The organism is Paenibacillus sp. YAE3, assembly GCF_057546105.1.
Window position 1 is genome coordinate 114,344 of record NZ_BAAIYF010000008.1, and the last position, 25,781, is coordinate 140,124.

The 25,781-nt window shown below is 53.2% G+C and carries 28 protein-coding genes and 4 tRNA genes; 9 read left to right on the forward strand and 23 right to left on the reverse strand.

The annotated features are described in order from the left end of the window. Positions 1-75: 75 nt before the first annotated feature. The gene (locus AC27KL_RS16715) at positions 76-1,368 is read right to left on the reverse strand and encodes an MFS transporter (RefSeq protein WP_487170517.1); all 1,293 of its coding nucleotides are present in this window, start codon (positions 1,366-1,368) and stop codon (positions 76-78) included. Positions 1,369-1,547: 179 nt separating this feature from the next. Between AC27KL_RS16715 and AC27KL_RS16720 the strand changes: the two genes are divergently transcribed. Further along, a complete protein-coding gene (locus tag AC27KL_RS16720) occupies positions 1,548-3,023 on the forward strand; it encodes an aminotransferase class I/II-fold pyridoxal phosphate-dependent enzyme (RefSeq protein ID WP_212947098.1) in 1,476 nt (491 codons plus the stop codon). Between the two features lie 95 nt (positions 3,024-3,118). Here AC27KL_RS16720 and AC27KL_RS16725 read toward each other — a convergent pair whose 3' ends face one another. The 3 genes from AC27KL_RS16725 to AC27KL_RS16735 form a co-directional block, all read right to left on the reverse strand. Beyond that, complete coding sequence (locus AC27KL_RS16725; protein WP_036707624.1) at positions 3,119-3,433, reverse strand: DUF1292 domain-containing protein; 315 nt, start codon at positions 3,431-3,433, stop codon at positions 3,119-3,121. A 94-nt stretch (positions 3,434-3,527) separates the two neighbouring features. Further along, positions 3,528-4,085, reverse strand: a complete 558-nt coding sequence (locus AC27KL_RS16730; RefSeq protein WP_212947099.1) for a stalk domain-containing protein — start codon at positions 4,083-4,085, stop codon at positions 3,528-3,530. Between the two features lie 230 nt (positions 4,086-4,315). Further along, a complete protein-coding gene (locus AC27KL_RS16735; RefSeq protein WP_487170421.1) occupies positions 4,316-4,510 on the reverse strand; it encodes a hypothetical protein in 195 nt (64 codons plus the stop codon). Between the two features lie 109 nt (positions 4,511-4,619). Between AC27KL_RS16735 and AC27KL_RS16740 the strand changes: the two genes are divergently transcribed. Further along, the gene (locus AC27KL_RS16740; RefSeq protein ID WP_487170422.1) at positions 4,620-5,357 is read left to right on the forward strand and encodes an MBL fold metallo-hydrolase; all 738 of its coding nucleotides are present in this window, start codon (positions 4,620-4,622) and stop codon (positions 5,355-5,357) included. Positions 5,358-5,430: 73 nt separating this feature from the next. Here the strand turns inward: AC27KL_RS16740 and AC27KL_RS16745 are convergent, their stop codons facing one another. The 3 genes from AC27KL_RS16745 to AC27KL_RS16755 form a co-directional block, all read right to left on the reverse strand. Next, the gene (locus AC27KL_RS16745; protein ID WP_339324145.1) at positions 5,431-5,670 is read right to left on the reverse strand and encodes a DUF3892 domain-containing protein; all 240 of its coding nucleotides are present in this window, start codon (positions 5,668-5,670) and stop codon (positions 5,431-5,433) included. Positions 5,671-5,752: 82 nt separating this feature from the next. After that, positions 5,753-6,199, reverse strand: coding sequence for a GNAT family N-acetyltransferase (locus AC27KL_RS16750; RefSeq protein WP_339324144.1), 447 nt, complete (start codon positions 6,197-6,199; stop codon positions 5,753-5,755). A gap of 291 nt (positions 6,200-6,490) precedes the next feature. Further along, a complete protein-coding gene (locus AC27KL_RS16755; RefSeq protein ID WP_156124513.1) occupies positions 6,491-6,667 on the reverse strand; it encodes a hypothetical protein in 177 nt (58 codons plus the stop codon). 227 nt (positions 6,668-6,894) lie between these two features. On the opposite strand from AC27KL_RS16755, the gene AC27KL_RS16760 reads away from it, so the two are divergent. Both AC27KL_RS16760 and AC27KL_RS16765 read left to right on the forward strand, forming a co-directional pair. Then, positions 6,895-6,967 (forward strand) — tRNA-Val (locus AC27KL_RS16760). Between the two features lie 215 nt (positions 6,968-7,182). Next, positions 7,183-7,806: a DUF1259 domain-containing protein gene (locus AC27KL_RS16765; RefSeq protein WP_487170423.1), complete on the forward strand. Its 624-nt coding sequence runs from the start codon at positions 7,183-7,185 to the stop codon at positions 7,804-7,806. A gap of 439 nt (positions 7,807-8,245) precedes the next feature. Here AC27KL_RS16765 and AC27KL_RS16770 read toward each other — a convergent pair whose 3' ends face one another. Then, positions 8,246-10,108: a bifunctional metallophosphatase/5'-nucleotidase gene (locus AC27KL_RS16770; RefSeq protein WP_487170518.1), complete on the reverse strand. Its 1,863-nt coding sequence runs from the start codon at positions 10,106-10,108 to the stop codon at positions 8,246-8,248. A gap of 342 nt (positions 10,109-10,450) precedes the next feature. Here AC27KL_RS16770 and AC27KL_RS16775 point away from each other — a divergent pair, with 342 nt between their 5' ends. Together AC27KL_RS16775 and AC27KL_RS16780 are read left to right on the forward strand one after the other, a co-directional pair. Beyond that, a complete protein-coding gene (locus tag AC27KL_RS16775; RefSeq protein ID WP_339324142.1) occupies positions 10,451-10,654 on the forward strand; it encodes a hypothetical protein in 204 nt (67 codons plus the stop codon). A 205-nt stretch (positions 10,655-10,859) separates the two neighbouring features. Beyond that, positions 10,860-11,018 carry a hypothetical protein gene (locus AC27KL_RS16780; protein WP_487170424.1) on the forward strand — a complete coding sequence of 53 codons (159 nt, stop codon included), beginning with the start codon at positions 10,860-10,862 and terminating at the stop codon, positions 11,016-11,018. Positions 11,019-11,123: 105 nt separating this feature from the next. Here the strand turns inward: AC27KL_RS16780 and AC27KL_RS16785 are convergent, their stop codons facing one another. Further along, positions 11,124-11,858 (reverse strand): glycerophosphodiester phosphodiesterase, encoded by a 735-nt coding sequence (locus tag AC27KL_RS16785; RefSeq protein ID WP_339324140.1) that lies wholly within the window; start codon positions 11,856-11,858, stop codon positions 11,124-11,126. Positions 11,859-12,004: 146 nt separating this feature from the next. On the opposite strand from AC27KL_RS16785, the gene AC27KL_RS16790 reads away from it, so the two are divergent. Further along, positions 12,005-12,166 (forward strand): mechanosensitive ion channel protein MscL, encoded by a 162-nt coding sequence (locus tag AC27KL_RS16790; protein WP_339324139.1) that lies wholly within the window; start codon positions 12,005-12,007, stop codon positions 12,164-12,166. Between the two features lie 78 nt (positions 12,167-12,244). Here the strand turns inward: AC27KL_RS16790 and AC27KL_RS16795 are convergent, their stop codons facing one another. Further along, a complete protein-coding gene (locus AC27KL_RS16795; RefSeq protein ID WP_339324138.1) occupies positions 12,245-12,361 on the reverse strand; it encodes a YjcZ family sporulation protein in 117 nt (38 codons plus the stop codon). A gap of 206 nt (positions 12,362-12,567) precedes the next feature. Here AC27KL_RS16795 and AC27KL_RS16800 point away from each other — a divergent pair, with 206 nt between their 5' ends. Further along, positions 12,568-13,650: an AI-2E family transporter gene (locus AC27KL_RS16800; protein ID WP_339324137.1), complete on the forward strand. Its 1,083-nt coding sequence runs from the start codon at positions 12,568-12,570 to the stop codon at positions 13,648-13,650. Positions 13,651-13,687: 37 nt separating this feature from the next. On the opposite strand, the gene AC27KL_RS16805 is transcribed toward AC27KL_RS16800, so the two are convergent. The 5 genes from AC27KL_RS16805 to AC27KL_RS16825 all read right to left on the reverse strand — a co-directional run bounded on the left by AC27KL_RS16805 (position 13,688) and on the right by AC27KL_RS16825 (position 15,226). Then, entirely contained in the window at positions 13,688-14,356 is a 669-nt protein-coding gene (locus AC27KL_RS16805) for a uracil-DNA glycosylase (RefSeq protein ID WP_339324136.1), read from the reverse strand. A gap of 285 nt (positions 14,357-14,641) precedes the next feature. After that, a tRNA-Leu gene (locus AC27KL_RS16810) sits at positions 14,642-14,727 on the reverse strand. A 21-nt stretch (positions 14,728-14,748) separates the two neighbouring features. Further along, positions 14,749-14,825 (reverse strand) — tRNA-Ile (locus tag AC27KL_RS16815). A 41-nt stretch (positions 14,826-14,866) separates the two neighbouring features. Continuing rightward, a tRNA-Met gene (locus AC27KL_RS16820) sits at positions 14,867-14,943 on the reverse strand. Positions 14,944-15,061: 118 nt separating this feature from the next. Next, positions 15,062-15,226, reverse strand: coding sequence for a hypothetical protein (locus AC27KL_RS16825; RefSeq protein ID WP_197069924.1), 165 nt, complete (start codon positions 15,224-15,226; stop codon positions 15,062-15,064). A gap of 284 nt (positions 15,227-15,510) precedes the next feature. On the opposite strand from AC27KL_RS16825, the gene AC27KL_RS16830 reads away from it, so the two are divergent. Next, on the forward strand, positions 15,511-16,377 hold the full coding sequence (locus tag AC27KL_RS16830) for a YitT family protein (protein WP_339324135.1): 867 nt from the start codon (positions 15,511-15,513) through the stop codon (positions 16,375-16,377). A gap of 114 nt (positions 16,378-16,491) precedes the next feature. Here the strand turns inward: AC27KL_RS16830 and pyrE are convergent, their stop codons facing one another. The 8 genes from pyrE to AC27KL_RS16870 all read right to left on the reverse strand — a co-directional run bounded on the left by pyrE (position 16,492) and on the right by AC27KL_RS16870 (position 25,761). Continuing rightward, positions 16,492-17,133 carry an orotate phosphoribosyltransferase gene (gene pyrE / locus AC27KL_RS16835; RefSeq protein WP_036707599.1) on the reverse strand — a complete coding sequence of 214 codons (642 nt, stop codon included), beginning with the start codon at positions 17,131-17,133 and terminating at the stop codon, positions 16,492-16,494. Next, a complete protein-coding gene (gene pyrF / locus AC27KL_RS16840; RefSeq protein WP_487170425.1) occupies positions 17,130-17,867 on the reverse strand; it encodes an orotidine-5'-phosphate decarboxylase in 738 nt (245 codons plus the stop codon). The genes pyrE and pyrF overlap by 4 nt, the downstream gene beginning before the upstream one ends. A 16-nt stretch (positions 17,868-17,883) precedes the next feature. Further along, positions 17,884-21,099, reverse strand: coding sequence for a carbamoyl-phosphate synthase large subunit (gene carB, locus AC27KL_RS16845; protein ID WP_339324133.1), 3,216 nt, complete (start codon positions 21,097-21,099; stop codon positions 17,884-17,886). Between the two features lie 2 nt (positions 21,100-21,101). Then, positions 21,102-22,232: a carbamoyl phosphate synthase small subunit gene (locus tag AC27KL_RS16850; RefSeq protein WP_487170426.1), complete on the reverse strand. Its 1,131-nt coding sequence runs from the start codon at positions 22,230-22,232 to the stop codon at positions 21,102-21,104. Between the two features lie 83 nt (positions 22,233-22,315). Beyond that, the gene (locus AC27KL_RS16855; protein WP_487170427.1) at positions 22,316-23,596 is read right to left on the reverse strand and encodes a dihydroorotase; all 1,281 of its coding nucleotides are present in this window, start codon (positions 23,594-23,596) and stop codon (positions 22,316-22,318) included. 112 nt (positions 23,597-23,708) lie between these two features. Next, positions 23,709-24,611, reverse strand: coding sequence for an aspartate carbamoyltransferase catalytic subunit (locus AC27KL_RS16860; protein ID WP_036707588.1), 903 nt, complete (start codon positions 24,609-24,611; stop codon positions 23,709-23,711). Between the two features lie 2 nt (positions 24,612-24,613). Then, positions 24,614-25,171 (reverse strand): bifunctional pyr operon transcriptional regulator/uracil phosphoribosyltransferase PyrR, encoded by a 558-nt coding sequence (gene pyrR / locus AC27KL_RS16865; RefSeq protein WP_339324130.1) that lies wholly within the window; start codon positions 25,169-25,171, stop codon positions 24,614-24,616. A 338-nt stretch (positions 25,172-25,509) separates the two neighbouring features. Then, positions 25,510-25,761, reverse strand: a complete 252-nt coding sequence (locus tag AC27KL_RS16870; RefSeq protein ID WP_487170428.1) for a twin-arginine translocase TatA/TatE family subunit — start codon at positions 25,759-25,761, stop codon at positions 25,510-25,512. Between the last annotated feature and the right edge of the window lie 20 nt (positions 25,762-25,781).

Sequence of the window (25,781 nt, forward strand, 5' to 3'; positions counted from 1 at the left end):
GTTCGGCGAATCGCCGGTCCGGATGCAGCTTTTTTTGCTAAAGGGCGAGCCCTGCGGCGCGATGCTGGGCCCCCTTTACGAAAGCTGCGCCCCGGCCTTCATGCGCCGCGAAAGAACCAGATGGATCACGAACAGCAATGCCATCACGACCGCGCTCGCCAGAAATGGCGACGAATGCCCGAGCCGGTCCCACAGCTGTCCGGATACGACCGGGCCCACGACCATCCCCGACCCCTGGAGCGTAAGGAAAAACCCCCACACCGCCCCGCGCTCCCCTTTCGGAACCAAATGCGACACGAAGGTGTTCCATCCGGGCAGGATCATCGCGTAGCTGATGCCGACGATGCATACGAACACGAAAACCAGCGGCAGGGAACGCACGATCGAAAAAAAGCTCAGCGAAAAGGCAGCCAGCAGGAATCCCGCATTCAAAAACGGTCCCGTTCCGAAACGGTCGATCAGCTTCCCGCTCGGGATCAAGGCCAGCACCGTAATTCCTCCCCCCGCAATCAGCAGCAGGCTGTACATGTTCGGGGAAATGCGCAGCTCGTTTTGCACGTATAAAGTGATGACCGGGCTCAAAAGCCCGATGACGAAGGATTGGAGGAACAAAGCGGGATAGACCATCCAGCTTACCTTCAGCGTCGTCCGGACTTCGCGCAGCGTCGATTTTACGCTTGCTCCCAGATGGGCGAGCTTCCCTGCCAGAACCGCAAACATGCCCTTGCCCGTTGCGGTGGCGGCCGCGGCCGCCGTTTGGAACGGGATTTTCACTTTCGACGGCAGCAGCAGCGCGACCAACACCAAAACGATGCCGACCCCGATCAAAATCAAAAAAGCGGTATGGTAATTTTTCTCCGTCCGGTCCATCAAAAAATTCATGACGATCGGACCGGCCCCCGTGCCGGCCAGCGAAGCCATTTCCAGCGTGCCCAGAGCCTGCCCGTTGCTGCCCTGCGGCCCCGATATTTCCGTCGTTCCCGTCATGGCGGTCGGCCACAGCGGCGACGTCCCCAGCCCGAGAATAAAACAGGCCAGCGACAGCCAGAACGCTCCCGAAAAAAACGCGATCATGCAAAGGGCGATCACCGTCATGATCAACGCTCCGGCCATCGTTTTCCGGTACCCGAGCCGCTCCCCGATCCAGCCGAACGGGCTTCTGAACAGGTTATCGCCGATGTATTGGAGGGAAAACGCGATTCCGATGGTATGCGCGGATAGACCGAGCGAATTTTTCATGTAGACGGGCAGCACGGCGACCAGCAGCGAACCCTTCATGAACTCGACTAAAAATATAATGATGAGCAGCCCAACGAAAAAAGGGGATCTGAGCCGTTTTACGGCGGCTGCTCCCGCGATCGGCGGCATGGTCTCACATCCTCTACTCATGATTTGCAATAATTCCCCTAAAATAACGCATATTTATAATGTACCCCAAATTCTTCCCGGAATTTCACCGGGGCGCGAAATGCATGCTTGCAATCGCCCCCCATTTTGCTATACTCATCCTTGTAATTTTAACAGATGAAAGGTTGTGACAGCATACGATGGACCACCGCCGTACGCCGCTATTTACTGCTTTGAAGGAACACGCGGCAAGCAATCCCGTACAATTTCATATTCCCGGACACAAAAAGGGCATGGGAACCGACGCCGAATTCAGGGAGTTTATCGGCGATAACGCCCTATCCATAGATTTGATCAACATCGCGCCGCTGGACGATTTGCATCAGCCGACCGGCGTCATCGAAGAAGCGCAGAAGCTCGCCGCCGACGCTTTCGGCGCGGACCATACTTATTTTAGCGTACAGGGGACAAGCGGTGCCATCATGACGATGATCCTGTCCGTATGCTCCCCGGGCGATAAAATCATCGTCCCCCGGAACATTCACAAATCGGTCATGTCGGCCATCATTTTCTCCGGCGCCAAGCCGGTGTTCGTGTCTCCGGCACGCGACGAAAACTTGGGCATCGACCACGGCATTACGACCAAATCCGTCCAGCGTGCCCTGGATCGCCATCCGGACGCCAAAGCGGTCCTGGTCATTAACCCGACGTATTTCGGCGTATGCGCCAATTTGAAGGAAATCGTCGACCTGGCCCACAGCCGCAACGTGCCCGTCCTTGTCGACGAAGCCCACGGCGTGCTCATTCATTTCCATGAGGACCTGCCGATGTCGGCCATGGAAGCCGGCGCCGATATGGCGGCAACGAGCGTTCACAAACTCGGGGGATCCATGACGCAAAGCTCGGTGCTCAATCTGAATACGAAACACGGTTTCGTCAATCCGCAGCGCGTGCAAACGATCATCAGCATGCTGACGACGACCTCGACCTCGTACCTGCTGCTGGCCTCGCTGGACACTTCCAGACGGAACCTGGCCATTAACGGCCACGCCATGGCGCAAAAAACGATCGATCTTGCGCAAAAAGCCCGCCGCAGCATCAACGAAATCGACGGCTTGTACTGCTTCGGAGACGAAATCCTCGGAGGCGAAGCGACGTTCGATTACGATCCGACCAAGCTGACGATTCACGTTCGCCATTTGGGCATCACCGGTTACGAAACGGAAAACTGGCTGCGCGAGCACTACAACATCGAAGTCGAACTGAGCGACATGTACAACATCCTCTGCCTGATCACCCCGGGCGATAACGAGGAAACGGTATCGATCCTGCTTACCGCGCTCCGCAAGCTGTCGGAGACGTATTACAAAGTGAACGAGGCCAACGAATTGATCGTCAAAATCCCGGAAATCCCCCAGCTTTCCCTCATCCCAAGGGATGCTTTCTACGGGGACACCGAGGTGATTCCGTTCAAGGAATCCGCCGGCCGGATCATCGCCGAGTTCATCTACGTGTACCCGCCAGGAATCCCGATTCTGCTGCCCGGCGAAGTCATTTCCCAGGACAACATCGATTACATCATCGACCACGTCGACGTCGGCCTGCCCGTGAAAGGCCCGGAAGACCGTTACATCAAAAACGTCAAGGTGATCGTGGAAACCGACCCTATTTTTTAAACAAGGACGCCAGCAAAACTTGGGCGCGAGCAAAATAACCCGGTACCGCAAATGCGGCACCGGGTTTCTTTATGCTCTGGAGGCTTCCCGAAGAATCAGTCTTCCTGCTGGGCAACAAGCTCGTTGTAAGCCGCTTCCACGGCATTCCATTCTTCTTCGTCTTCAATATTGTAAAGCATCATCTCATCGTTTTCTTCTTCCACGCGCAGAATGATGCCGTCAGCTTCCGGATTTTCACGCTCGAGCAGCAGCGCATACAAATTCTCGCCAACGTCAAACGTTTCAACAAGAACCATCTCTACATCGTTGCCTTGCTCGTCGGTCAGCGTCAAAACAAATTCTTCATGCTCATGATCGTGATCATGGTCATGGCCGCATGCATCGCCGTGCTCATGTGTGTGATCGCTCATTACAAAAACCTCGCTTTAGGTTATATAGTCATACCTTCGTATCGTATCATGTCGGAAGGCTCTGGTCAATTTATCCTATTCCAAAAACGGGTTTTTAATTCAGAGCGGTGATTACTTTTTCGGCAACGAGTTGGTAATCGGCGTTTTTGGACGCTTTGATGTAGAATCCGACCTTGTATTTTCCGGCGACTTTGAAATCGTACGTAAAATCGTAGGTGCGGAACCAGAAGTTGTCTTTTTGGTTGCTCCCCAAATCCTGCGTCTGAATATCCTTGACGTGTCCGGACGGATCGGTGATGGCGACTTTGACGGACGACACATGATCCGCCAAACTGTCGACCTGGCAGAATACGTTGAATTTCAGCTTGCCTTTGTTGACGTTACCGAATACGGTATCGCCATTGAATAGGAAAATATGTACATTCGGCTTGATGAATTTTACCTGGTTCGAATCACCGTCCCAAGTCACCACGCCGTTAAACTCCCGGATGGGCACATAGGTCTTGCCGTCGATCACGTAACCGCCGTCCTGCACTTCCTGACCGTTGATCCAAACTTTGATCTTCTGGGTCACCGAATCCGCGAACATGACGGAGCCGCCCATCAGGGAGAAGGCAAAGACGCATACCAAAATCTTTTTCCAGCTTCTCATCCTTTCATTCCCTCCATTTCCTTCATGCTGTTGTATATATATACTAAAAGTAAATGTGCAAGTTGCGGTCGGAACTTCCCTTTATGAGGTTAAATTTTTGAAACCAAAATTTCGGGTCTCTGTCTTAAGTTACAAAAACCTCGCATTGAAAATAGCCCGCCGTGTCTCTCTTCCTCGCCAGCACGAAAAAACCTGCGTAAACACGCAGGTTGCCCTTGACCAAATAACGGTTATTTCACTTTCGTTAGTATGCAAGGCACGCCTTTGCCGACGGCGCCCGGCTCCCTCATGCGGGCGGCGTAAGCCATTCCGCGCGCGCATGGCGTTTTGCACGCCTCGCACACCTCCGACGTCACCAGCCTCATGCCTTTATGCACTTTTTCCCCTTTAGCTTGCGCCGGTTTTTTGCCTTTTGACTTGACCATGCCTGATTCCCCATTTCCTAAAAGCCTTTGCTGCATTGTATGGAGAACAAACCGAAAGTGGAACCTATGGTATATAATGATTTCTGAGACATCACGGGAGGTGTATTCCTTGAATTTGGAACTGCAAATGATCGGCACCGGCAGCGCCTTTGCCAAAACATACTTTAACAACAACGCCCTGCTTACGGACGGGGCCTTCACCCTTCTCATCGATTGCGGGGTCACCGCTCCGCTTGCGCTGCACCGGCTCGGCAAATCCTTCGAAGACGTGGACGCCGTCCTCATTACCCATATCCACGCGGATCACGTGGGCGGACTGGAGGAGCTCGCGTTTAAGATGAAATTCACCTACAAACGCAAAATCAAACTGTACATAGCCGAGACGCTGGTCACGGTGCTCTGGGAGCATTCGCTCCGGGGAGGACTTTACCAGGAGGGGGAGATCACATGCCTTGAGGATCTGTTCGAGGTCTGCCCCCTCGCGCCTGATCAGGCCTACGACATTTCCGAGCATATCCGGATCGAACTGATTCCGACCAAACATATCCCCGGCAAAAACAGCTATTCCCTGTTTATCAACGAACGGCTGTTTTACAGCGCGGATATGGTCTATGATCCCGGACTGCTGCAGCAGCTTGTCGAGCGGCGCGGCTGCCGCATGATTATGCACGACTGCCAGCTAGAAGGCCCGGGCGAAGTTCACACGACGCTTGACGAACTGATGAGGCTGCCTGAGCAAATCCGCAGCATGACCTATCTGATGCATTACGCGGACAACAAAGACGACTTCATCGGCAAAACCGGGGGCATGGCGTTTATCGAACAGGGGCGCATATACCCGGTTTAATCCGTCCCCTGCACGGCAAAAAGCCGGTACAAGCATATACCATGCTTGCACCGGCTTTTTTTAGCTTGCCGTCTTATTCAAAACGGGGTAAATTATCCAAATTGTTCGATGGATCGCCATCCGCGTCGCCGCGAATATACATTTCCCCGTCTCTTCCTTTAAACACGTTGACGCCGGCAATCGCTCCGGCTTTGACTTCCTGCAGCGCCTCATCGTATTTCAAGACGCGTCCGGTCGAAGTTTTGAAAGCAGTCAAATCGCCGTCGCCGTTTTTTTGCACGGCGATAAACGTTTCACGGCCTGGATTTCCCATGGTGATCCGCTCCTTTACGCGTGAGATGCCCCAAAATGCGGGCATGGTTTAGCATCTCCCGGCAATGAAGCCTTTATTCGCCTTACAGCGTTTTTTTCATGCGGACATGGGGAATGCCGGCATCGTCGAAGGGCTCTTTGGAAATCGTCTCGTAACCGAGCTTGGCGTAAAAACCTTCGGCTTGGCATTGCGCGTCCAAAAGGGCATAGGCAAGCCCCAGCTCGCGCGCGCGGTTTTCGAGCGCCATCAGCAGAATGCGGCCATAGCCTCCTTGACGATGCTCCTTAAGCACGGCGATCCGCTGCATTTTAGCCGTTTCGTTGTTGTAGTAAATCAAACGCCCCGTGGCGACGTAGTCCCCGTTTTCATCCTGCACCAACAGATGGTGCACGTTGTCGCTGATCGTATCGAACTCGTCGACTTCAAGGTCCAGGGGAACGTTTTGTTCTTCGACGAATACCTTTTTCCGGATGTCCAGTCCCTGCTGCAGCAGTTCCGGCGTCGTTACAGTGATGATTTCGGCAGCCATGATGAAACCTCTCTTTCGTCTTTCGTTGTGTCCGTTTTACCGCTTCCATTGCCAAAAACACGGTTCGATTATTATACAAAAAAATGAATTTCATGTATAGTGGAGGTATATCGCGGAGAGGAGCCGGATGGGCCATATGGGAATGGGATTTACGATCTTTCTTTGCGCAGTCATGTCGGCCGTGCTGATCTATTCTTTTATTTATGTGACAAAAAAGGGCTATTCCCGCAAATGGGATGAAGAATAAAAAAGAGGCAGCGGCCGCTGCCTCTTTTGCCTGCTGCCGCATGACTACGGGGGCGTTATTTCTCCCTTGGAATACACGTCTTCCGGAACCGAAGGGTCGTAGATATCTATCATGACCGGAGAGTCATCGCCGCGATCCGCGCTGGACTGAAACGCCGAACAGCCCGACAGCAGCACGATCAGACAGCAGCCCAAAATTTTGTACCGCCATGTTTTTGGCATGAGAGGCCACTCCTTTAGCCGGTTTTTACTGAGTTATTTAACCTTTTTGCCCGTTTCGAAACGCCCATCGCTGGACCACGGGCTTTGTCATCAGTTTTCCCGGGTTTTGCCATGATCTATTCATGGATTTCAATCATATGAAAATTTTATTTCGCGATGCATGTTTTGAAAAAAAGTTGTTGACACTCCTCTTCTTCCCTGGTAATATATAAATTGTTCTTCGATACGATCTGCTAGCTCAGCTGGGAGAGCACCATCTTGACAGGGTGGGGGTCAGTGGTTCGAGCCCACTGCAGATCATCTCCAGAAGCCTTGGTATACCAAGGCTTCTTTTATTTTGTCCTCAGGAATATGCCCACTGTAAAACCTGCATTGGGGAGCGGAATGAGCCCCTTCCATATAAAACTAGCAACTCTTATTTTTTTGCGGAAATATTGATACATAGTATTTTTATAACGAGCGAAACTATTAAAATTTCATATAATATACCATCTTTGAAAAGGAGGTATATTTGTATGTCCATTCAAAATTCGCTGTGCTCAAGGTTCGCAAGCATTTTAGGCGGGACGGCGGAAGTCGCAAATGGCGTTTGTACCGTAACAAGAGTTCGCAGCAACCTTCAACCGTTGATTCAAGGGAGAAGAACAAAATCGGTTCTGGCCATCGCTGCTTTTTTCTCGTTTGAAGACCTGGACAGCCGCGGAAATGCGCTCAATTTGGGTGAAACCGTTATTTTGCAGGAAGAAATTAATCCGTTCGTCTCCGCACTCCGCCAGCGCGGAATTGAAGTCACAGCGATACACAATCACTGGCTGTTAACGAACCCCGTACTCATGTTCATCCATTTCAAGTCCATTGAGCCGCCGCTTGTCTTCGCCCAGAAATCGGCCGAAGCGTTTCGGGTGCTGACCACCAGAACGATACGGCCAAGCAGATCCAGTGGCGAACATCGCTCTAATGGATCAAGCCAAGGAAGCTTATCCAGCGGCAGAATCTATGGCACAAACAGACCTAAACGGTCCGGCGTTCAAAGCAGAACAAGAACCACTCAAAGACCACGCGTCGCCAATCGAAGTCTGGTCACGAAAAAACCTCGTGTGATGAACAGAGCTTTAAGATCCAAAAAGCGGTTTTCATGATACCAAATGAAGGTATGGATTATCGGTTCACTAAGCAAAATCTTAAAATGCACCATTGAAGGAAGTGCTTCTGGCAAGCACTTCTTTTTCCTTTCCTCTGTTTTTTGGTATAACTATTTGTTCCTTCTTGCGTTTTATATGCAAAGGAGTGATTCGTATGTCTTGGATATTGTGGGGGGTTATCATGATCACATGCGGCATGTTTACGATCAAAAGACCGGATACGAGATGGTTCGGCGGATTCGGCGATCCCTACGCAACCGATAAACGGTTATGGTTTACGCGTTTGCATGGAATATTAACGTTAATTGCGGGTGTATTTCTCATTGTGTATGCTTTATGTAAAATCCTATTTTCAACCGCATAAATGTGTTCCGTCTTCGAGGTCGGCAAAACCAAAAGGACCGGCAATCTGGCCGGCCCCTTCGCTTGAATCCTTCTATTTTTTCTCGACGATGCGGTTTTCCGTTTTCGGACTGATCACTTTGACCTTCTCCAAATATTCTTCCACGACATCATAGAACGTATATCCGGTGTTCAGCACTTCATCTTTTTTCAGCATCGAATATCCGTCCCCGCCCGACGTAATGAAGTCGTTTGTCGCCACGGTGTACGTTTTGTTCGGGTCAAGCGGCTGGCCTCCAATTTTCACTTCCAGGACGCGCTCCCCTACCGGCTTCGTCACGTCGTAGACGTAGGACAATCCGCCGACCTGCAGGAAGGAGCCCGGAAGATCGTCTTTTTTCTCCACGCCTTTGACCGATACCTCAAGCGCCGCTTTGATGTCGGCCCCCGTCGCTTTGACCACCGTCAACGTGTTCGGGAACGGAAGGATCGAATACAGGTCCTTTTTCGTCAAGTCCCCGGCTTTTTTGCTGGCGCGGATGCCGCCGCCGTTGACCAAAGCCACGTCGGCTTCGTGCCCTTTGATCGTTTTGGTCTTCTCAATGATCGCGTCGGCGATGAAGTTGCCCAAATTCGTCTCGACCGCGCGCACCTCGGTTCTTTCGCCGTGAAGATCGACTTCGGTTTTCCCGATGACCACGTTCATCGCATCGTCAACCTTTTTCACGACCTCCTGAACCAGCTTCTCGATTTCGGGATCGGCTTTGACGCTTTCGTCGTATTCGACCAATCCGCCGCTGAATCCGACCAAATCTTTATTATAATAGTATAAGTCCACGCGTCCCAGCGATTTTCCGTATTCCCAGTCCTGCACGATGTAGGTGCCGTTTACCTTTTCGGGCGTACGGAGCGGCGTATGGGAATGCCCGCCGATGATCAGGTCGATGCCCGACACGTTTTTCGCGATTTCTCTGTCTTTTTCAACGCCGATATGCGATACGACGACCACATGATCCGCTTGGGCCTTCATTTCCGGAACCAGCTTCTTGGCGATTTCGACCGGGTCTTTGAACGTAAGGCCGATGACGTTGTTCGGATGGGTAACGATCGGCGTTTCCTCCGTCACGAATCCGATGAAGGCGATTTTTTGGCCGCCGACTTCAACGGTGTATGTAGGAATCAGCAGGTTTGTGCCGTCCGCCTTGAACACGTTCGCGTTAATCATCGGGAAGTCGAGCTTGTCCCGCAATTTAAGCAGCTGCTCATAACCGAAGTCGAATTCATGGTTCCCTGCGGTCATGGCTTCGTAACCGAGTTTGTTCAAGATCGGAATGATGGATTCGCCTTTGAATTGGTTCGAGTAGATCGTTCCTTGGAACGTGTCGCCCGCGTCCATCAACAGGAAGTTTTTGTTTTCTTCGCGCCATTGTTTGACGAGCGTAGCGATTTTGGCGTAACCGAACTCTTTGTCTTTCGCATTTTCTTGGATATGGCCGTGCACGTCATTCGTATGCGCGATCGTGATATGCTCCGTAACGGCTTCGCCGAGGGCATTGATGAAATCGCCGCGGGTCACCTGCGTTCCGGATGCCAGCTTCAAATCGATTCCAAGCGCCTTGGCGATTTTCGCCAATTTTTCGGAGGAAGGATACGTTCTTCCCTGAGCCGTTTCTTCTTTCGTAATGGCGCCTTTCTTAGCGGCCCAATCCAAATAATTGGCTGCCCAGTACCCTTTCGGCGTGCTTGCCTGCTCGCCTTGGATTCTGGCGAACAAAGCGACCGCTTCCCCGAGGGAAATATGCTGCGCCAGCATCAGGTCCCCTTTTTCGAAACCGTTTACAATATGTTTCTCCTGCATCCAATCGGTATGCTGCACCGGATGCAGCGGCGCCGCGAACGCCGACGTGGCGAACAACGTGGACAGCAGCCCCGTGACTACAATTGTTTTCGCTTTCATTTTAAAATTCAAAAACAACACTCTCCCCTTTTTGTTGTATGAATCGTTGAACAAATGTTACGCGATTGAGAACATTTGTTTAAGAAAAAGTATACACAGGGGAATGAAATATGGTCAAGCATGAACTTATCGCCGCGATTTTACTTCTCATCCATGCTATCAAGCGTATTTTCGAACCTGGAAATGGATTGGTTTCTGGAGCATGAATATGTAACATACCCGGTTCGCGTTTAGGTCTATTGTCTTAAAACCTTAAAAAAAGAACTTTATTACCTGCAGACTTTCCCGTATGATAGAACTAGAACATAATTCGATAGTCTGTATTTACAGGAGAATAGTCGCATGGAAAAGGTCATCGAGTTAGCCATCAAACACGAGCATACGATTTTCGTCAAAAGCGTGGACGGCAGTACCTTAACGGGCATCCCTGAACCGTCCAACGATCCCGCAAAATTAAAAATGCGCACCCCGCTGGGTCATTTTTGGATCCCGATGGACGAAGTGAGCCACGTATCGCGCCTGATCGCTTTCCAATCCAACGGATGAACGGCGCTGCCGCATCGATGCGGCAGCTTTTTTCTTGGGCTTTTTTCCCCCGCGCCCTGTTTCGTACCCGGTCCACCCGTTTATATTACATAGGACGCAGCGGTAAAGATCCATCACGCCGCCTCCCGCATAGGGAAACCCTTTTCGGAACATCCTATGAACCTATGCGGTATCCTTCCGATATCGAAAAAAGGAGTGGATTGGTATGGATAAGCATCGCAGCCATGAGGAGGAGAAAAGATTCCCCGGCGTAGATCCGATTCCGGATCCTGAACGCGAAAATCCCTCTTCGACCAGCATGATCGAGGAAATTTTGGAGGAAGGCTCGGAAGAAGCGGCCAAACATAAAAAGGAAGAGTCTTGACCTCTTTTTGCCGCGGTCCCTCTAACGCATAATCGTCTTCCGCAGTGATTCCCATAGCGAAAAGAAAACCGGCATCCGCAGCGGATCCGGTTTATTTTCGTTTTTTTATTTTTCCTCCGCCAGCAAAGCGTCAAGCCGATCCGGATAATCCGTAATGATTCCGTCCACGCCGGCTTGCAGCAATCTCCGCATTTCGTCCGGGTCATTGACGGTAAACGGGTGGTACGCTTTTCCCGCCGCTTTGGCGGCAGCCACGAATTCGGGCAGCACCGCGCGGTGGTAAGCATGCAGCGCGTCGGCCTGCAGCGTGCCGGCATATGCCCAAGGTTCGTAGAGGCCTTCCATATAAAGGATGCCGGTCCGGATTTCCGGGGCGATTTGTTTGCAGAGCAGCAAGGAGTAATGATTGAAGCTGGAGATCACGACCTGGTTGCTCAACCCGTAATCCCGCACCCTTTGGATCACTTTCTCTTCAAGCCCCTCGTAAGGCACGACCCCGTTTTTGAGCTCGATATTGATGATCGTCCCCCCGTCTTTGGCCAGTTCCAAAAGCTCGTCGAGCTGCGGAAGGCGCTCTCCCCGAAAATCGGGATGAAACCAGCTGCCCGCATCAAGCTCCTTCAATTCATCTAACGTGTGGTCTTTCACCCAGCCGGTGCCGGTCGTCGTCCTGTTCAGTGTTTCATCGTGAATCAGCACCAAATGCCCGTCTTTCGTAAGCTGCACATCCGTTTCGATGCCGGTCGCCCCTTGCTCCAGCGCTTTTCTGAAAGCAGCCATCGTGTTTTCGGGACAAATTTTGGATGAACCCCTGTGCGCAAAATTAACGACGTTTCCCATTCCCTTCAGCCTCCCCGATCTACCTTCTCCAGTGATATTGTGGAAAATTAACATAACTTGCTGCTCCATTTCATGGCCTGTTAACAACCATATTCTATCATGATTACAGACCCGGGAAAAAGAATACTTGAGGAGCTGAAAAAACAATGATCGTATTCGACGTTATCGTGCATGGAGAGGTAAAGGAAACGATTCGCCCCATGAGCCAGCGCCTTCACGCGATGCTTGTCCAGGTGACCGAGGAGGCCCGCCGCTTGAGCCGCATATACGGAACGCCCGTTCAAGTCCATCGCCGGATCATTTATTGATGCAAGCGTGCGGACATCCCCCGCCGAAACGCAAAAACACCCTGGCGATGTTTCGCCAGGATGCCAAGTGCCGGGTCATCAATACACGATTGCGCGCGTAATAATGACAAGCAGAATGAAGAGAACCAGAATTGCAGCCGTCGAATGGAATACTCCGCCAGGGTATCCGTAACCTCCGCCAACCACTTCACCCATCGAACTCCCTCCTTCATCCATTGCTCATCCCTAGCGTATGAGGCCTTTTGGCCAATGGTTTGGACGTTAGCACTTCTTTTTTTGCCTTGAATGAACATTTGCTTCCAGCGGATGCCGTTTGCATGAATAAAAAGCATTCATTTTGGTTAAAGGGAAATAGATAGCAAAAGGTTGCTTGACGTCTATGCAAAACTGGGGGGATTCGTTTGCCGCAAAGCAAATATTTTCGCACTTGCCTTGGGCTGATTTTTGCGCTGTTAATCATCTATTTAGGCTCGAAGGTCAGCTTCATATTCAATCCGTTGGTTCTTTTGTTCAACATTATGATCATTCCGGTCATGCTGGCGGGTTTTATGTATTATCTGCTGCGGCCGATCGTCAATTTTTTGGAAAAGCACCGCTGGCCGCGGCCATTGTCGATCCTGTTGATTTATCTCGTGTTTGCCGGGCTGATCGTGTTGTTCAGCATTCTCGTATGGCCGACGCTGCGTGAGCAGGTCATCAACTTTGCGGAAAACGCGCCTTTTTTCGTGGAAAGAATGCAGAAGCAGCTCGACCAGCTGCAGCATAACCGTTTCGTCGCGAGGCTCATTCCGAGCGAGTCCGACCTGATGAACCGGCTGAGCCAATACTTGAACAAGCTGATCACGGCCGTTACCAATTCGGTATCGGATTTCATCTCCGTGTTGTCCAATGTCGTGGTCATCATCGCTACCGTGCCGATCGTGTTGTACTACATGCTGAAAGAAAGCAGCAAACTGGGGCCGATCCTTCTTCACCTGGTTCCCCGGAAATACCGGCAGGAAGGCCGCGAAGTGTTGCAGGAGATCGATGCTGCGCTCAGCAACTTCATCGTGGGGCGCGTGCTCCTGAACATCATGCTCGGCGTGCTGATGTATATCGGCTTTTTGATCATCGGACTGCCTTATTCGCTGCTGCTGGCGCTGATCTCGATCGTGCTGAACCTGATCCCTTACGTCGGGGCCGTCATCGCCGCCATTCCCGTCGTGATCGTCGGCTTTATCGATTCGCCTTCCGTTGCGGTCTGGTCGCTAGTCGTCATCATCGTTGCACAGCAAATCCAGGACAACCTGCTCACCCCGATCATTTACGGAAAAAGACTGGACATCCATCCGCTCACGATTATCGTGCTGCTGCTGATCGGCGGCGACATCTCCGGCATTCTCGGCATCATTTTGGCCATTCCGGCCTATATCGTCGCCAAAATCATCATCGTCCGGGTGTACAAGCTGTTCCTTTCCGAAAAGGTCGAAGATGTGATGGAATAGAAAAAGCGGGCCTCTGCCCGCTTCGAAAGCCGTCTCGTTACAGATTCGGAATCGACCAGTCGATCGGCTCCATGCCGTGCGACTCCAAAAATTCGTTCGTTTTGGAAAAAGGGCGGCTGCCAAAAAATCCGCGGTGTACCGAAAGCGGGCTGGGGTGGACGGATTTCAGCACCAGATGTTTGCTCCGGTCGATAAAAGCCCCCTTTTTCTGCGCATGGCTGCCCCACAAAATGAAGACGACCGGCTTGTTCCGTTCGTTCAGCTTTTCGATGACGGCATCCGTAAACCGTTCCCACCCGAGGTCCTTATGGGAGTTCGCCTGCCCCTCGCGGACCGTGAGCACCGTGTTGAGCAGCAGCACTCCCTGCTTCGCCCAAGGGACGAGATAGCCGTTATTCGGAATCGGAACGCCGAGGTCGCTGTGCAGCTCCTTGTAGATGTTGACGAGCGACGGCGGGATTCTCACCCCCGGCATGACGGAAAAGCTAAGCCCGTGGGCCTGTCCCGGCCCGTGATAAGGATCCTGTCCCAAGATGACCACTTTGGTATCTTTATAAGGCGTCAGCTTTAACGCTTGAAACAGATTTTCCTTGGACGGGTATACCGTATGCAATTTATATTCCCGGGCAAGCGCATACCGCAAATCGTTGAAATACGGCTTCTCCACTTCTTCCTTCAATTGCTCGTCCCAATCGTTGTTAAACATTCCCCATTCTCCTCTCCCCTGATGTGCCTATAAATATATGAACCTCAAAAAGCGGCTGCCGACGCATATAAATGCCAAATTCGAGTGTACCACGGCTCGGGAAGTAGGATCAAATCAAAATCAAGGCAAGGGCGAGTTCCCGCTGGATTATAAGTCCTGTGCGCCTGTAATAGCCGCGTGTCACGGAAAAATATAAAAAAGCCCTGGCATGGTATCTTTACCACGCAGGGCTTCTTATGTACAAGCTATAAAAATAGCTCCTCAGCGCAAGGCTGAGGTCTGTGATGCCGAGGACCGGGCTCGAACCGGTACGGTAGTCACCTACCGCAGGATTTTAAGTCCTGTGCGTCTGCCAATTCCGCCACCCCGGCAAATGCGGATGAAACTTCATATGGTGGGCCCTGAGGGACTCGAACCCCCGACCAGTCGGTTATGAGCCGACCGCTCTAACCAACTGAGCTAAGGGCCCTGATCAAAGTATGTGATCGATCCATGATAATGGCTGTAATTTGGTTGCGGGGGCAGGATTTGAACCTGCGGCCTTCGGGTTATGAGCCCGACGAGCTACCGGACTGCTCCACCCCGCGTCGTTAAGTCGTAATAAATAGCGACAATAATTAATATACAGCATAAGTATAAGATACGTCAAGTATTTTTTGCAGGAAATTTATACGAAGGGGATGGCAAGGCCAAATACGGACAGGCTTATGGGATGAATCGCACGCCGTATCTCCCTTTGCGCGAACGGAATATCTCCACGAGACGCGGGTCGTCGTAGCCGTAAATCCAGCCGTTTTGCTCCAGCCTTTTCGCGAGGCAGCCCGCCTGGAATTTCGATTTGTATAGTTTGCCGAAATAAACCCATTGCATGTGTTGTCCTCCTTTCAGGCATCATCATCGGTATCGATGGCTATTGTTGCCGGAAGTCGGGCTCATCATGCATTTTTCCATATTTCTTTGAGATTATTTCGAAATTAATTTATAATATTAACTTAGTTTGAATCAATTCCATAATGCCGTTAGCTGGTTCAATCAAGACGATTATAGCTCATATACCGTTTGGTATGTCTGCAGATCGTTTCGTTTACCGTATTTTTAATCTTTTATGAAATTGATTCTGTTTAATCAAACTTTTCTGGAAGCGAGGAATTGGAATGGCAAAAACACACAGGAAACTCACTCCCGTTGAATTGTTGAAAAAATTCATCTTCATCACCGCGGGGGCTATTTTAATGGCTGTCGCGCTCGAGGTCTTTCTCGTTCCGAACGATATCATCGACGGCGGCATTACCGGGATCTCGATCGTATTGTCCAAAATCACGGCGCTCCCGCTCGGCATTTTCCTCTTTATCATCAACCTTCCGTTTTTATTCCTGGGTTACAAGCAAATCGGCAAAACCTTCGCCATTTCCACCTTGTACGGCATCGTCGTCATGTCCGTCACCACGCAGCTGCTTCATCATGTCAGCCCGTTTACGAACGAAAAAATACTTGCCGTCCTGTTCGGCGGACTTATTTTGGGCCTGGGCGTCGGCCTGGTGATCCGGTTTGGCGGCTCCCTGGACGGAACCGAGATCGTGGCCATTTTGCTTTCGAAAAAAACCCGCATTCCCGTCGGCCAAATCATCATGATCATGAACGTGTTCATTTTTATCATCGCCGGTTTCGTATTCGGCTGGGATTCCGCGATGTATTCGATCTTTACGTATTATATGGCTTCCAAAGTGATGGATATCGTGGTCGAAGGCCTCAACGAATCCAAGTCGGTGACGATCATTTCCAGCGAATACGAGGAGATTTCCCAAACGATCCAGGACCGGCTGGGACGCACCACGACGTTCATCTACGCGCGCGGCGGTTATTCCCGGGAAGATACCCAAATGATCTATTGCGTCGTGACCCGTCTCGAGCTGGCCAAGCTGAAATCGGTCGTGCAGGAAATCGATCCGAAAGCGTTTATTGCGATCGAACATGTATCGGACGTGCTTGGCGGCAATTTCGAAAAAAGCGCCATTCACTAACGATCCGTCCCATTGCAGGCACAAAAATGAAAACCCTCTGTCCTTATGCAAAAAGGCAGGGGGTTTTTCCGTTGGCACGCAAAAAGCAGCCTCGGAAGGCTGCTCTCACGGTTTTTACGCGCCGAATGACGAAGGGTCCGCTCTCCACGCTTGAAGCGCTTGGACATCGTCTTGTTGAATCGTTCCTTTTTCCAGAGCGACTTCCATCAACGCCGTATAGTTGGACAAGCTTTGGTACGGAATCCCCGCTTCGTTAAAGGCTTGCACGGCCTTGTCCAGCTGATAGCTGAAGATCGCCAGCACGGCCTGCGGCCGGGCTCCCGCTTCCTTCACGGCTTGGGCCGCCTTGATCGAGCTGCCGCCGGTCGAAATCAAATCTTCGATGACGATGACCTTTTGCCCCGGTTTGATGCTGCCTTCGATTTGATTCTCTTTGCCGTGGCCTTTGGCTTTATCGCGGATGTATGCCATCGGCAGGTTCATCTTCTGCGCCACCCAGGCGGCATGCGGAATTCCCGCCGTCGCCGTTCCGGCGATGACTTCGGTATCCGGGTACTGCTCGCGGATGACCGCGGCGAACGATTCCGCGATATATTCGCGGATTTCAGGATATGACATCGTCAAGCGGTTATCGCAATAAATCGGCGACTTGATGCCGGAAGTCCACGTAAAAGGCTGTTTCGGGCGCAGCGCCACCGCCTCGATCTCCAGCAAATACGCTGCGATTCGGCCAGGGATTTCTGCAAGGTTTGTCATGCTTCCAACATCTCCTTAATGATTTGTTCTGCTGCCGTTCTCGGCTTCTCTGCGGCTGTAATCGGCCGCCCTACCACAATATAGCTGCTTCCGTTCCGGATGGCTTCCCCGGGCGTCAGAACGCGTTTCTGGTCGCCCTGATCGCTGCCTGACGGGCGGATGCCCGGCGTCACGGTAATAAAATCGGCACCGCATGCCGCGGCAATGTCGCCGGCTTCCTGCGCCGACGCCACGACGCCGTCAAGTCCGGCGGCTTGGGTCAATTCCGCGTACCGGATGACCGCATCCCTCACCGTACCGGGAATGCCGATCTCTTGGTTCAGCATGTCCTGTCCCGTGCTGGTTAATTGAGTGACGGCGATGACGAGGGGTTTATCCAAAGAGCTGTCCGAAGCAAGCGCCTTGCCGACGCCTTCCAGCGCCGCCTTCATCATGTCCTTGCCGCCCGCGGCATGCACGTTAAACATGTCCACGCCAAGGCGGGTGATGCTTTCCGCTCCACCCTTGACCGTGTTGGGGATATCATGCATTTTCAGATCTAGGAATACTTTGTATCCCCGGGTTTTCAAATCGCGCACAAAATCAGGGCCTGCAGCGTAATACAGCTGCATGCCCACCTTCATGTAACAAGGGATGCCTTCAAGCTCCCGCAGCAATTCCGCGGCTTGCCCCGCATCCGGGTAATCGAGGGCCACGATTAAGCGGCCCGCCATTTCCCTGTAACGTTCATCCATTGATCTTGTCCCTCCCCTACCGTACGGCAAATGCCGGCATGGCTTGGGACGAGAAGTTGATCGTATCCAGCATATTCAGAAGCGCTCTGACGGTATCCAGCGAAGTCATGCATACGACTCCGTTTTCGACCGCTTCGCGGCGAATGCGGAATCCGTCGCGTTCCGGCGTTTTGCCTTTCGTCAGCGTATTGAAGACGAACTGGGCTTCGCCGTTGCGGATCAGGTCGAGAATGTTCGGCGTGCCGTCGCTCAATTTTTGCACCGTCGTCACGAGGATGCCGGCTTCGGTGAGCGCTTGAGCCGTTCCGCCCGTCGCGTAAATTTTGTAGCCCAGGCGTCTGAAGCCTTTCATGAGCTCGACCGCTTCCTCTTTATCCTTGTCGGCGACGGTCACGATGATCGCGCCGGTGGAAGGAATTTTCATGCCTGCGCCAATCAAGCCTTTGTAGAGCGCTTTGGCATATTGCAGGTCGCGTCCCATCACTTCGCCCGTCGATTTCATTTCGGGACCGAGGGTCGGCTCGACGCGGCGCAGCTTCGCGAAGGAGAATACCGGCACTTTGACCGAGACGTAGTCGCTTTCCGGCCACATGCCTTCTTCGTAGCCGAGATCCTTCAGCTTTTTGCCGAGGATCGCTTGCGTGGCGAGGTTCGCCATCGGGATCGTCGTTACTTTGCTCAGGAACGGCACCGTCCGGGAGGAACGAGGGTTGACTTCGATCACGTAGACTTCATCTTGGTAGATGACGAACTGGATGTTCACCAGGCCGACCGTTTTCAGTTCCTTGGCGATGCGCGTCGTGATGCTGACGACTTTATCTTTCAGATGCTGCTCCAGATGCTGCGGCGGATACACCGCGATCGAGTCGCCGGAGTGTACCCCTGCGCGTTCGATATGCTCCATGATGCCCGGGATGACGACCGTTTCGCCGTCGCAGATGGCGTCGACTTCGACTTCCTTGCCCAGCATGTAACGGTCGATCAGGACCGGATGCTCCGGATTGATTTTGACCGCTTCTTCCATGTAGCTCAGCAGTTCGGCGTCGGAGTATACGATTTCCATCGCCCGGCCGCCCAGGACGTAAGAAGGTCTTACCAGCACCGGATAACCAAGCGCTTGCGCCGTTCCGACGGCTTCGTCCACCGACGTTACCGTGCTGCCTTTCGGCTGGGCGATATTGAGGCGGGAGAGCAGCGCTTCGAATTTTTTGCGGTCTTCAGCTTCATCGATGCTTTCAAGGCTTGTGCCAAGAATCGGAACGCCTGCCGCGCTCAGCGGTCCCGCCAGATTGATGGCCGTTTGTCCGCCGAACTGCACGATGACGCCGATCGGTTTTTCCTGCTCGATGACGTTCATGACGTCCTCGAAGAACAGCGGCTCGAAGTACAGGCGATCCGACGTGTTGAAGTCCGTCGATACCGTTTCAGGGTTGTTGTTGATGATCACCGCTTCGTAGCCCGCGTTTTGGATCGCCCAAACCGCATGCACCGTCGAGTAGTCGAATTCGATCCCTTGCCCGATCCGGATCGGACCGGAGCCCAGGACGACCACTTTCTCCTTGTTCGATGCCGTCACTTCGTTTTCCGTTTCATACGTCGAGTAGTAGTATGGCGTGGAGGCCTCGAACTCGGCCGCGCACGTATCTACCATTTTGTATACCGGACGCAATCCCTGCTGCTGGCGGTACTCGCGCACTTCCGATTCCTTCGTGTAGCTGTCCGCGGATGCCAGCGTGCGCAGCTCGGCGATCGCCCGGTCGGTGAATCCGAGACGCTTGGCTTCATACAGCGTTTCCGGCGTCAGTTCTTTTTGCTGGATTTGGGCTTCGAAAGCGATCAGGCCTTGCAGCTTATCGAGGAACCACCAATCCACCTTGGTCAAATCCTGGACCGTTTGCAAATCATAGCCGCGGCGGAACGCTTCGGCGATCAGGAAGATGCGCTCGTCGTCGGCTTTGACGAGGCGTTCTTTCAACACGTCCTCGCTCAGTTCCTCGGCGCCTTTCAGGTAGAAGCGGTGTACGCCGATCTCGAGGGAGCGAATCGCTTTGTGAATGGATTCCTCGAACGTCCGTCCGATCGCCATAACCTCGCCGGTCGCCTTCATCTGCGTTCCGAGCTTGCGGTTGGCATGAATGAATTTATCGAAAGGCCAGCGCGGGATTTTGCTGACGATGTAATCCAGCGTCGGCTCAAAACATGCGTAGGTTTGGCCGGTTACCGGATTGACGAGTTCGTCGAGCGTGTAACCAAGCGCGATTTTGGCGGCCATCTTCGCGATCGGGTAACCGGTCGCTTTGGAAGCGAGCGCCGACGAGCGGCTGACCCGCGGGTTGACTTCGATGACGTAATATTGGTAGCTGTGCGGATCGAGCGCGAACTGCACGTTGCATCCGCCTTCGATGTTCAGGGCACGGATGATTTTCAGGGACGCCGATCTCAGCATTTGGTATTCGCGGTCGGACAACGTTTGGCTTGGAGCCACGACGATGCTGTCGCCCGTGTGGACGCCGACAGGGTCGAAGTTTTCCATGTTGCAGACGACGATGCAGTTGTCGTTGGCGTCGCGCATCACTTCGTATTCGACTTCTTTCATGCCCGCGATGCTCTTCTCGATCAAGCACTGTCCGATCGGGCTGTAGCGGATGCCGGAGGAAACCGTCTCGCGGAGCTCCTCTTCGGTCGCGCAAATGCCGCCGCCCGTTCCGCCAAGCGTGTAAGCCGGACGAACGATGACCGGATATCCGACCTCATCCGCGAACTTCAGCGCCTCTTCGAGCGTCGTCACGATCGTGCTCTCCGGAACCGGCTGCTCCAGCTCGCGCATCAGCTCGCGGAACAGGTCGCGGTCTTCGGCTTTTTCGATGGATGTCAGCTGCGTTCCGAGCAGCTTCACGTTCTCCTGCTCCAGGATGCCCGCTTTCGCAAGCTCCACCGCCATGTTAAGGCCGGTTTGGCCGCCAAGCGTCGGCAGAAGTCCGTCCGGACGCTCCTGGCGGATGATTTGGGTCACGAAGTCCAGCGTAATAGGTTCGATATAGACTTTGTCGGCCATGTTGGTGTCGGTCATGATCGTAGCCGGGTTGCTGTTGATCAGGACAACCTCCACGCCTTCTTCTTTCAACGCTTCGCAGGCCTGCGTGCCCGCATAGTCAAATTCCGCCGCTTGGCCGATGACGATCGGACCCGAGCCGATAACGAGGATTTTCTTAAGTTGTTTGTTAAGTGGCATAATTAACGTTCTCCTTTCGCGGCTGCAGCCAGTTCAGCCTGACGCGGGTTTGCCGGGTTTTGCTGTTTATGTTCTCTGATCATCTCAAGGAATTGATCGAATAGATAGCTGTTGTCGTACGGTCCCGGCGCTGCTTCCGGGTGATACTGCACGGTGAATGCAGGATATTTTTTATGCTTCAAGCCTTCGATCGTTTTGTCGTTGTTGTTGATGTGCGTCACTTCAAGCTCCGTGCCTGCGATCGAATCTTCCTTGACCGTATAACCGTGGTTTTGGGAAGTGATGTAGCAGCGGTTCGTTTTCAGGTCTTTGACCGGATGGTTGCCGCCGCGGTGTCCGAATTTCAGCTTCTCCGTATCGGCGCCGCAAGCGAGCGCGAACAGCTGATGTCCGAGGCAGATGCCGAAAATCGGATATTCGCCGAGCAGTTCCTGGATCGTCCGAATCGCATGCGGCACGTCTTTCGGATCCCCGGGGCCGTTGGACAACTGGATGCCGTCCGGATTGAGGCGGCGGATTTCGTCGGCCGTCGTGTCCTGCGGCACGACCACCACGTCGCATCCGCGGGCGGTCAGCTCGCGCAGAATGCCGGTTTTGGCGCCGTAGTCCACGAGTACGATCCGTTCTCTCGATCCCGGGCTGCTGTATACATGTTTGGTAGACACCGTAGCCACCTGATTCGTCAGAATCGAACTGGCCGCCAGTCGTTCTCTCAGCTCTTCCACCGATGCAGCCGACGTCGTGAGGATCCCTCTCATCGTTCCGTGCTGGCGGATCATGCGGGTCAGCATGCGCGTATCGATGCCGCTGATGCCGACGATCCCGAATTCTTTGAGCAGGTTGTCGACGTTGTATTCCGCGCGCCAGTTGCTTGGCACCGTTTCATGCCGTCTTACGACAAACCCGTTCACGAACGGGGCCACAGACTCGAAGTCGTCGCGCGTAATGCCGTAGTTTCCGATCAAGGGATAGGTCATCGTCACGATTTGCCCGCAGTAGGACGGATCGGACAGCACCTCCTGGTAGCCGGTAATCCCCGTATTGAATACAACCTCGCCTGTTTTTTCCCCTTCGGCTCCGAATGCACTGCCTGTAAACAGTGTTCCATCCTCCAGAAGCAATCTTGCCTGCATTCTACTCACTCCTCTGTCAAATACGTACTTTCTCTTTCTGTTCAAGAAAACGCGCTATGAATCTATCTTGAAAATCCGGGCCGTTATTCAGCCCACACCACTTTTCCGTCCACCCATGTTTTCACCGGCCAGCCTTTCAGCTTCCAACCGGTAAACGGCGTGTTGCGCCCTTTCGAAGCGAAGGTTTGCGGATCGACTTCCCTTTCGGACTCGAGGTCGATCATCGTTAAGTCCGCGGGAGCTCCTTCCGCCAGCTTTCCCGTATTCAACCTGAACACTCTTGCCGGATCGGATGTCATGCGGCGTACAAGGAAGGAAAGATCCCATTTTCCCGTGGCCACGAATTTCGTGTAGAGCAGCGGGAATGCCGTTTCGAACCCGACGATGCCGAACGGCGCCATTTCCATGCCTTTGGCTTTCTCCTCTTCGGTATGCGGCGCATGGTCCGTGACGATGATGTCGAGCGTTCCGTCCTGCAGCGCCTCGATGCATGCCTGCACGTCGCGCGGCGAGCGGAGCGGCGGATTCATTTTCCAGTTGGCATCCAGCCCCGGGATGTCCTCGTCCGACAACAGCAGGTGGTGCGGGCACACCTCCGCGGTGACGTTGATGCCGATCGACTTGGCCTGGCGGATCAGGCGGATCGACTGCTCGGTGCTGACATGGCATACATGGTAGTGCACGCCCGTCGCTTCGGCGAGAAGAATGTCGCGCCCGACGTGGATCGCTTCCGATTCGTTCGGGATGCCGACGAGCCCGTGCTTTTCGGCAAACTTGCCTTCCGTGACGCAGCCTTTTTCGACCAGCGAGTTTTCTTCGCAGTGCGCGATGACCGGCATATCCAGCTCGGCCGCCAGACGCATCGCATTTTTCATCATTTGCGCGTTTTGAACGCCCACGCCGTCATCCGTAAAGCCGATGGCTCCGGCCGCCTTGAGTGCGGCAAAGTCCGTCAGCTCCCGTCCGAGCTCCCGGACGGTGATCGCCGCATAAGGCAGCACCTTGACGAGCCCCGCTTCGCGGGCTTTATCCAGCACCAGCTGCACTGTTTCAGGATTATCCGTTACCGGTTTGGTGTTCGGCATGCAGGCAATCGTCGTGAAGCCGCCTTTGGCCGCCGAACGGCTTCCGGTTTCGATCGTTTCCTTATGTTCAAAGCCAGGCTCGCGCAAATGAACGTGCATATCGATGAGGCCCGGCGTTACCAGTTTCCCGGCGGCGTCCGTGACTTCCGCGCCTTCGGCAGGCTGCCAATCGGAGTCCCCGTCGATCAAGGCACGGATGACTCCGTCCTCGAGAACGATATGTTTTTTCGTAAGTTCGCCTTGTTCATTCAACACGCTGGCGTTCTTGATAATATGCATGCTGTTTACCTCCGCTCGTTGATTGGCGCTGTGGCTTCCAATCTATTGTATAATATTCATTCAATTTTGTGTATATTTATTAATACAATGGTGTGAAAATTCCTGCCTTCGCCTACAATAACGCTCTTTCCATGACTGCCATCCGTACCGGAACCCCGTTGCTCATCTGCGTGAATATGGCCGATTGCTCACATTCAACGACTGAGTCGTCGATCTCAACGTTCCGGTTCACGGGGGCAGGGTGCATGATCAGCGTGTGTCGGGAAAGCTTAGCCGCCCGTTCTTCAGTTAATCCGTACTGTGCCCGATATTCCTCTGCCGATTTCAGCATGCCCGTCTCATGGCGTTCAAGCTGAACCCTCAGCATCATCACAACATCCGATTTTAATGCTTCATCCATGCTTACATATGGAGCGTCAAGCTCCGGCGCCTGCATGTTCGGCGGCGCGCAGAATTTGACTTCGGCGCCGAACTTTTGCAGCGCCCACAGATCCGACCTGGCCACCCGGCTGTGCGAGATGTCCCCGATGATCGAAACCGTCAGTCCCTGCAGCGTGCCGAACCTTCTTTTCATCGTGAACAGATCCAGCAGTCCCTGCGTCGGGTGTTCGTTGTTTCCGTCCCCTGCGTTGATCAACGGCACCGAAATTTTCCCGGCCAGCTCTTGAAGCACGCCTACCGGCTTCAGCCGGATCACCCCGGCGTCGATCCCCATCGATTCAAGCGTTTTGACGGTATCGTATATCGACTCGCCTTTCTCCACGCTCGATGCCGCAGCCGCGAAATTCAACACCTGCGCGCCAAGCCGCTTTTCAGCCATTTCGAAGGAAAACCGCGTTCTCGTGCTGTTTTCGAAAAACATGTTGGCCACAAACCGCGAGTTCAGGACTGGAATCAGCTTTTCCTCCCGAGCCGCCCAGTAGGCGGCCCGGTCGAGGATGGATTCGATTTCCCCACGGCTGAGATCCTTCAGACCAAGCAGGCTCCGTTCCTTCAGCTTCGTCATCGTCATCATGGTCATTTCTCCTCCCGGTTTTGAAAGATCGTAACCTCGTCCTTGCCGTCGGTTTCCGACAGCGCCACTTCGATCTGTTCCTGTTTCGAGGTCGGCACGTTTTTCCCGATATAATCCGGCCGAATCGGCAGTTCCCGGTGTCCCCGGTCCGCCAGCACCGCGAGCTGGATCATTTGCGGCCGGCCGCAATCCATCAGCGCGTCCATCGCGGCCCGGATCGTCCGGCCGGTATACAGCACGTCGTCGAATAAAATGACTTTTTTCTCTTGTATTTGGAGAGCGTTAAGCTCTTGATTCACGTCCTGGGAGGCTTGCGGATCGCCCTTCTTCTGATCGTCGCGGTACGCCGTTACGTCGATCGCTCCCCAAGGGACCGGCGTGCCTTCGATCTCCAGTATTTTGTCCGCAAGCCGTTTCGCCAGAAACTCGCCTCTCGTTTTGATGCCGATCAGAACGCAGTTTTCAATCCCCTTGTTCCGTTCCAGTATTTCGTGTGCAATCCGTGTCAGTGCGCGGCGGATCGCCGCCTCATCCATAATGACATGCACCTCGTTGCTCATGCCCCACACTCCTTTTTCGCTTAAGGGATATTGACTACATTATCGCCCGTGAACATGCAAAAAACTCCTTGCCGCTCATGGCAAGGAGTGAAAGTCGTTAGACATTTGGACACAGGGATTCCTTTCGTGGACCGCGCGAAAATCAGGCATGCGCATGCCACAAAAGTGAACCTCGGTTCACGTTACCTTGCCAGCCTCACGGGACTGATTTAAAGGTCTTATTCAGATGGATTGAACTGAAGCGATTTGCTTCAAGCTCGTTTCATTCAGCTACAAGAATTATGACAGACGGCTCGCGTATTGTCAACAGGCTTTTGGTCTTCCAAGCCGTTGGTATATTATTCCGGGAGATTGCGGGATTGCTGCGGCTCAGGCCGGATCGCCGCTGCCGGCTCCTCCGTTTTCGACCGTTCCTGGGCTTTTCGCGGCGCAGGCTTCGAATCCCCGAATATTTCGTTCATTTCCCTTTTGACCTCGCGCAGCGCTTTCCCCGCGGAACGCCCCAGTCCCGGGAGTTTGCTGGGCCCGAACAGCAGCAGCGCCAACAGCGCCAGCAAAATGAATCCCGGCAGTCCGATATCGTTCAACATGTCGTATGAAACCTCCTTTA

What these genes read in the sequence shown, in the direction of transcription:
- AC27KL_RS16755 (WP_156124513.1), bottom strand. Translation starts at nt 6,667, where the DNA reads ATGCCAAAAACATGGCGGTACAAAATTTTGGGCTGCTGTCTGATCGTG.
- pyrE (WP_036707599.1), bottom strand. Translation starts at nt 17,133, where the DNA reads ATGACAAACCTTGCAGAAATCCCTGGCCGAATCGCAGCGTATTTGCTG.
- AC27KL_RS16725 (WP_036707624.1), bottom strand. Translation starts at nt 3,433, where the DNA reads ATGAGCGATCACACACATGAGCACGGCGATGCATGCGGCCATGACCAT.
- AC27KL_RS16780 (WP_487170424.1), top strand. Translation starts at nt 10,860, where the DNA reads ATGGATAAGCATCGCAGCCATGAGGAGGAGAAAAGATTCCCCGGCGTA.
- AC27KL_RS16715 (WP_487170517.1), bottom strand. Translation starts at nt 1,368, where the DNA reads ATGCCGCCGATCGCGGGAGCAGCCGCCGTAAAACGGCTCAGATCCCCT.
- AC27KL_RS16785 (WP_339324140.1), bottom strand. Translation starts at nt 11,858, where the DNA reads ATGGGAAACGTCGTTAATTTTGCGCACAGGGGTTCATCCAAAATTTGT.
- AC27KL_RS16745 (WP_339324145.1), bottom strand. Translation starts at nt 5,670, where the DNA reads ATGGGAAATCCAGGCCGTGAAACGTTTATCGCCGTGCAAAAAAACGGC.
- AC27KL_RS16805 (WP_339324136.1), bottom strand. Translation starts at nt 14,356, where the DNA reads ATGTTTAACAACGATTGGGACGAGCAATTGAAGGAAGAAGTGGAGAAG.
- AC27KL_RS16730 (WP_212947099.1), bottom strand. Translation starts at nt 4,085, where the DNA reads ATGAGAAGCTGGAAAAAGATTTTGGTATGCGTCTTTGCCTTCTCCCTG.
- AC27KL_RS16735 (WP_487170421.1), bottom strand. Translation starts at nt 4,510, where the DNA reads ATGGTCAAGTCAAAAGGCAAAAAACCGGCGCAAGCTAAAGGGGAAAAA.
- carB (WP_339324133.1), bottom strand. Translation starts at nt 21,099, where the DNA reads ATGCCACTTAACAAACAACTTAAGAAAATCCTCGTTATCGGCTCGGGT.
- AC27KL_RS16750 (WP_339324144.1), bottom strand. Translation starts at nt 6,199, where the DNA reads ATGGCTGCCGAAATCATCACTGTAACGACGCCGGAACTGCTGCAGCAG.
- AC27KL_RS16790 (WP_339324139.1), top strand. Translation starts at nt 12,005, where the DNA reads ATGATCGTATTCGACGTTATCGTGCATGGAGAGGTAAAGGAAACGATT.
- AC27KL_RS16855 (WP_487170427.1), bottom strand. Translation starts at nt 23,596, where the DNA reads ATGCATATTATCAAGAACGCCAGCGTGTTGAATGAACAAGGCGAACTT.
- AC27KL_RS16795 (WP_339324138.1), bottom strand. Translation starts at nt 12,361, where the DNA reads ATGGGTGAAGTGGTTGGCGGAGGTTACGGATACCCTGGCGGAGTATTC.
- pyrF (WP_487170425.1), bottom strand. Translation starts at nt 17,867, where the DNA reads ATGGATGAACGTTACAGGGAAATGGCGGGCCGCTTAATCGTGGCCCTC.
- AC27KL_RS16775 (WP_339324142.1), top strand. Translation starts at nt 10,451, where the DNA reads ATGGAAAAGGTCATCGAGTTAGCCATCAAACACGAGCATACGATTTTC.
- AC27KL_RS16825 (WP_197069924.1), bottom strand. Translation starts at nt 15,226, where the DNA reads ATGCAATGGGTTTATTTCGGCAAACTATACAAATCGAAATTCCAGGCG.
- AC27KL_RS16830 (WP_339324135.1), top strand. Translation starts at nt 15,511, where the DNA reads ATGGCAAAAACACACAGGAAACTCACTCCCGTTGAATTGTTGAAAAAA.
- pyrR (WP_339324130.1), bottom strand. Translation starts at nt 25,171, where the DNA reads ATGAGCAACGAGGTGCATGTCATTATGGATGAGGCGGCGATCCGCCGC.
- AC27KL_RS16765 (WP_487170423.1), top strand. Translation starts at nt 7,183, where the DNA reads ATGTCCATTCAAAATTCGCTGTGCTCAAGGTTCGCAAGCATTTTAGGC.
- AC27KL_RS16860 (WP_036707588.1), bottom strand. Translation starts at nt 24,611, where the DNA reads ATGATGACGATGACGAAGCTGAAGGAACGGAGCCTGCTTGGTCTGAAG.
- AC27KL_RS16850 (WP_487170426.1), bottom strand. Translation starts at nt 22,232, where the DNA reads ATGCAGGCAAGATTGCTTCTGGAGGATGGAACACTGTTTACAGGCAGT.
- AC27KL_RS16870 (WP_487170428.1), bottom strand. Translation starts at nt 25,761, where the DNA reads ATGTTGAACGATATCGGACTGCCGGGATTCATTTTGCTGGCGCTGTTG.
- AC27KL_RS16770 (WP_487170518.1), bottom strand. Translation starts at nt 10,108, where the DNA reads ATGAAAGCGAAAACAATTGTAGTCACGGGGCTGCTGTCCACGTTGTTC.
- AC27KL_RS16720 (WP_212947098.1), top strand. Translation starts at nt 1,548, where the DNA reads ATGGACCACCGCCGTACGCCGCTATTTACTGCTTTGAAGGAACACGCG.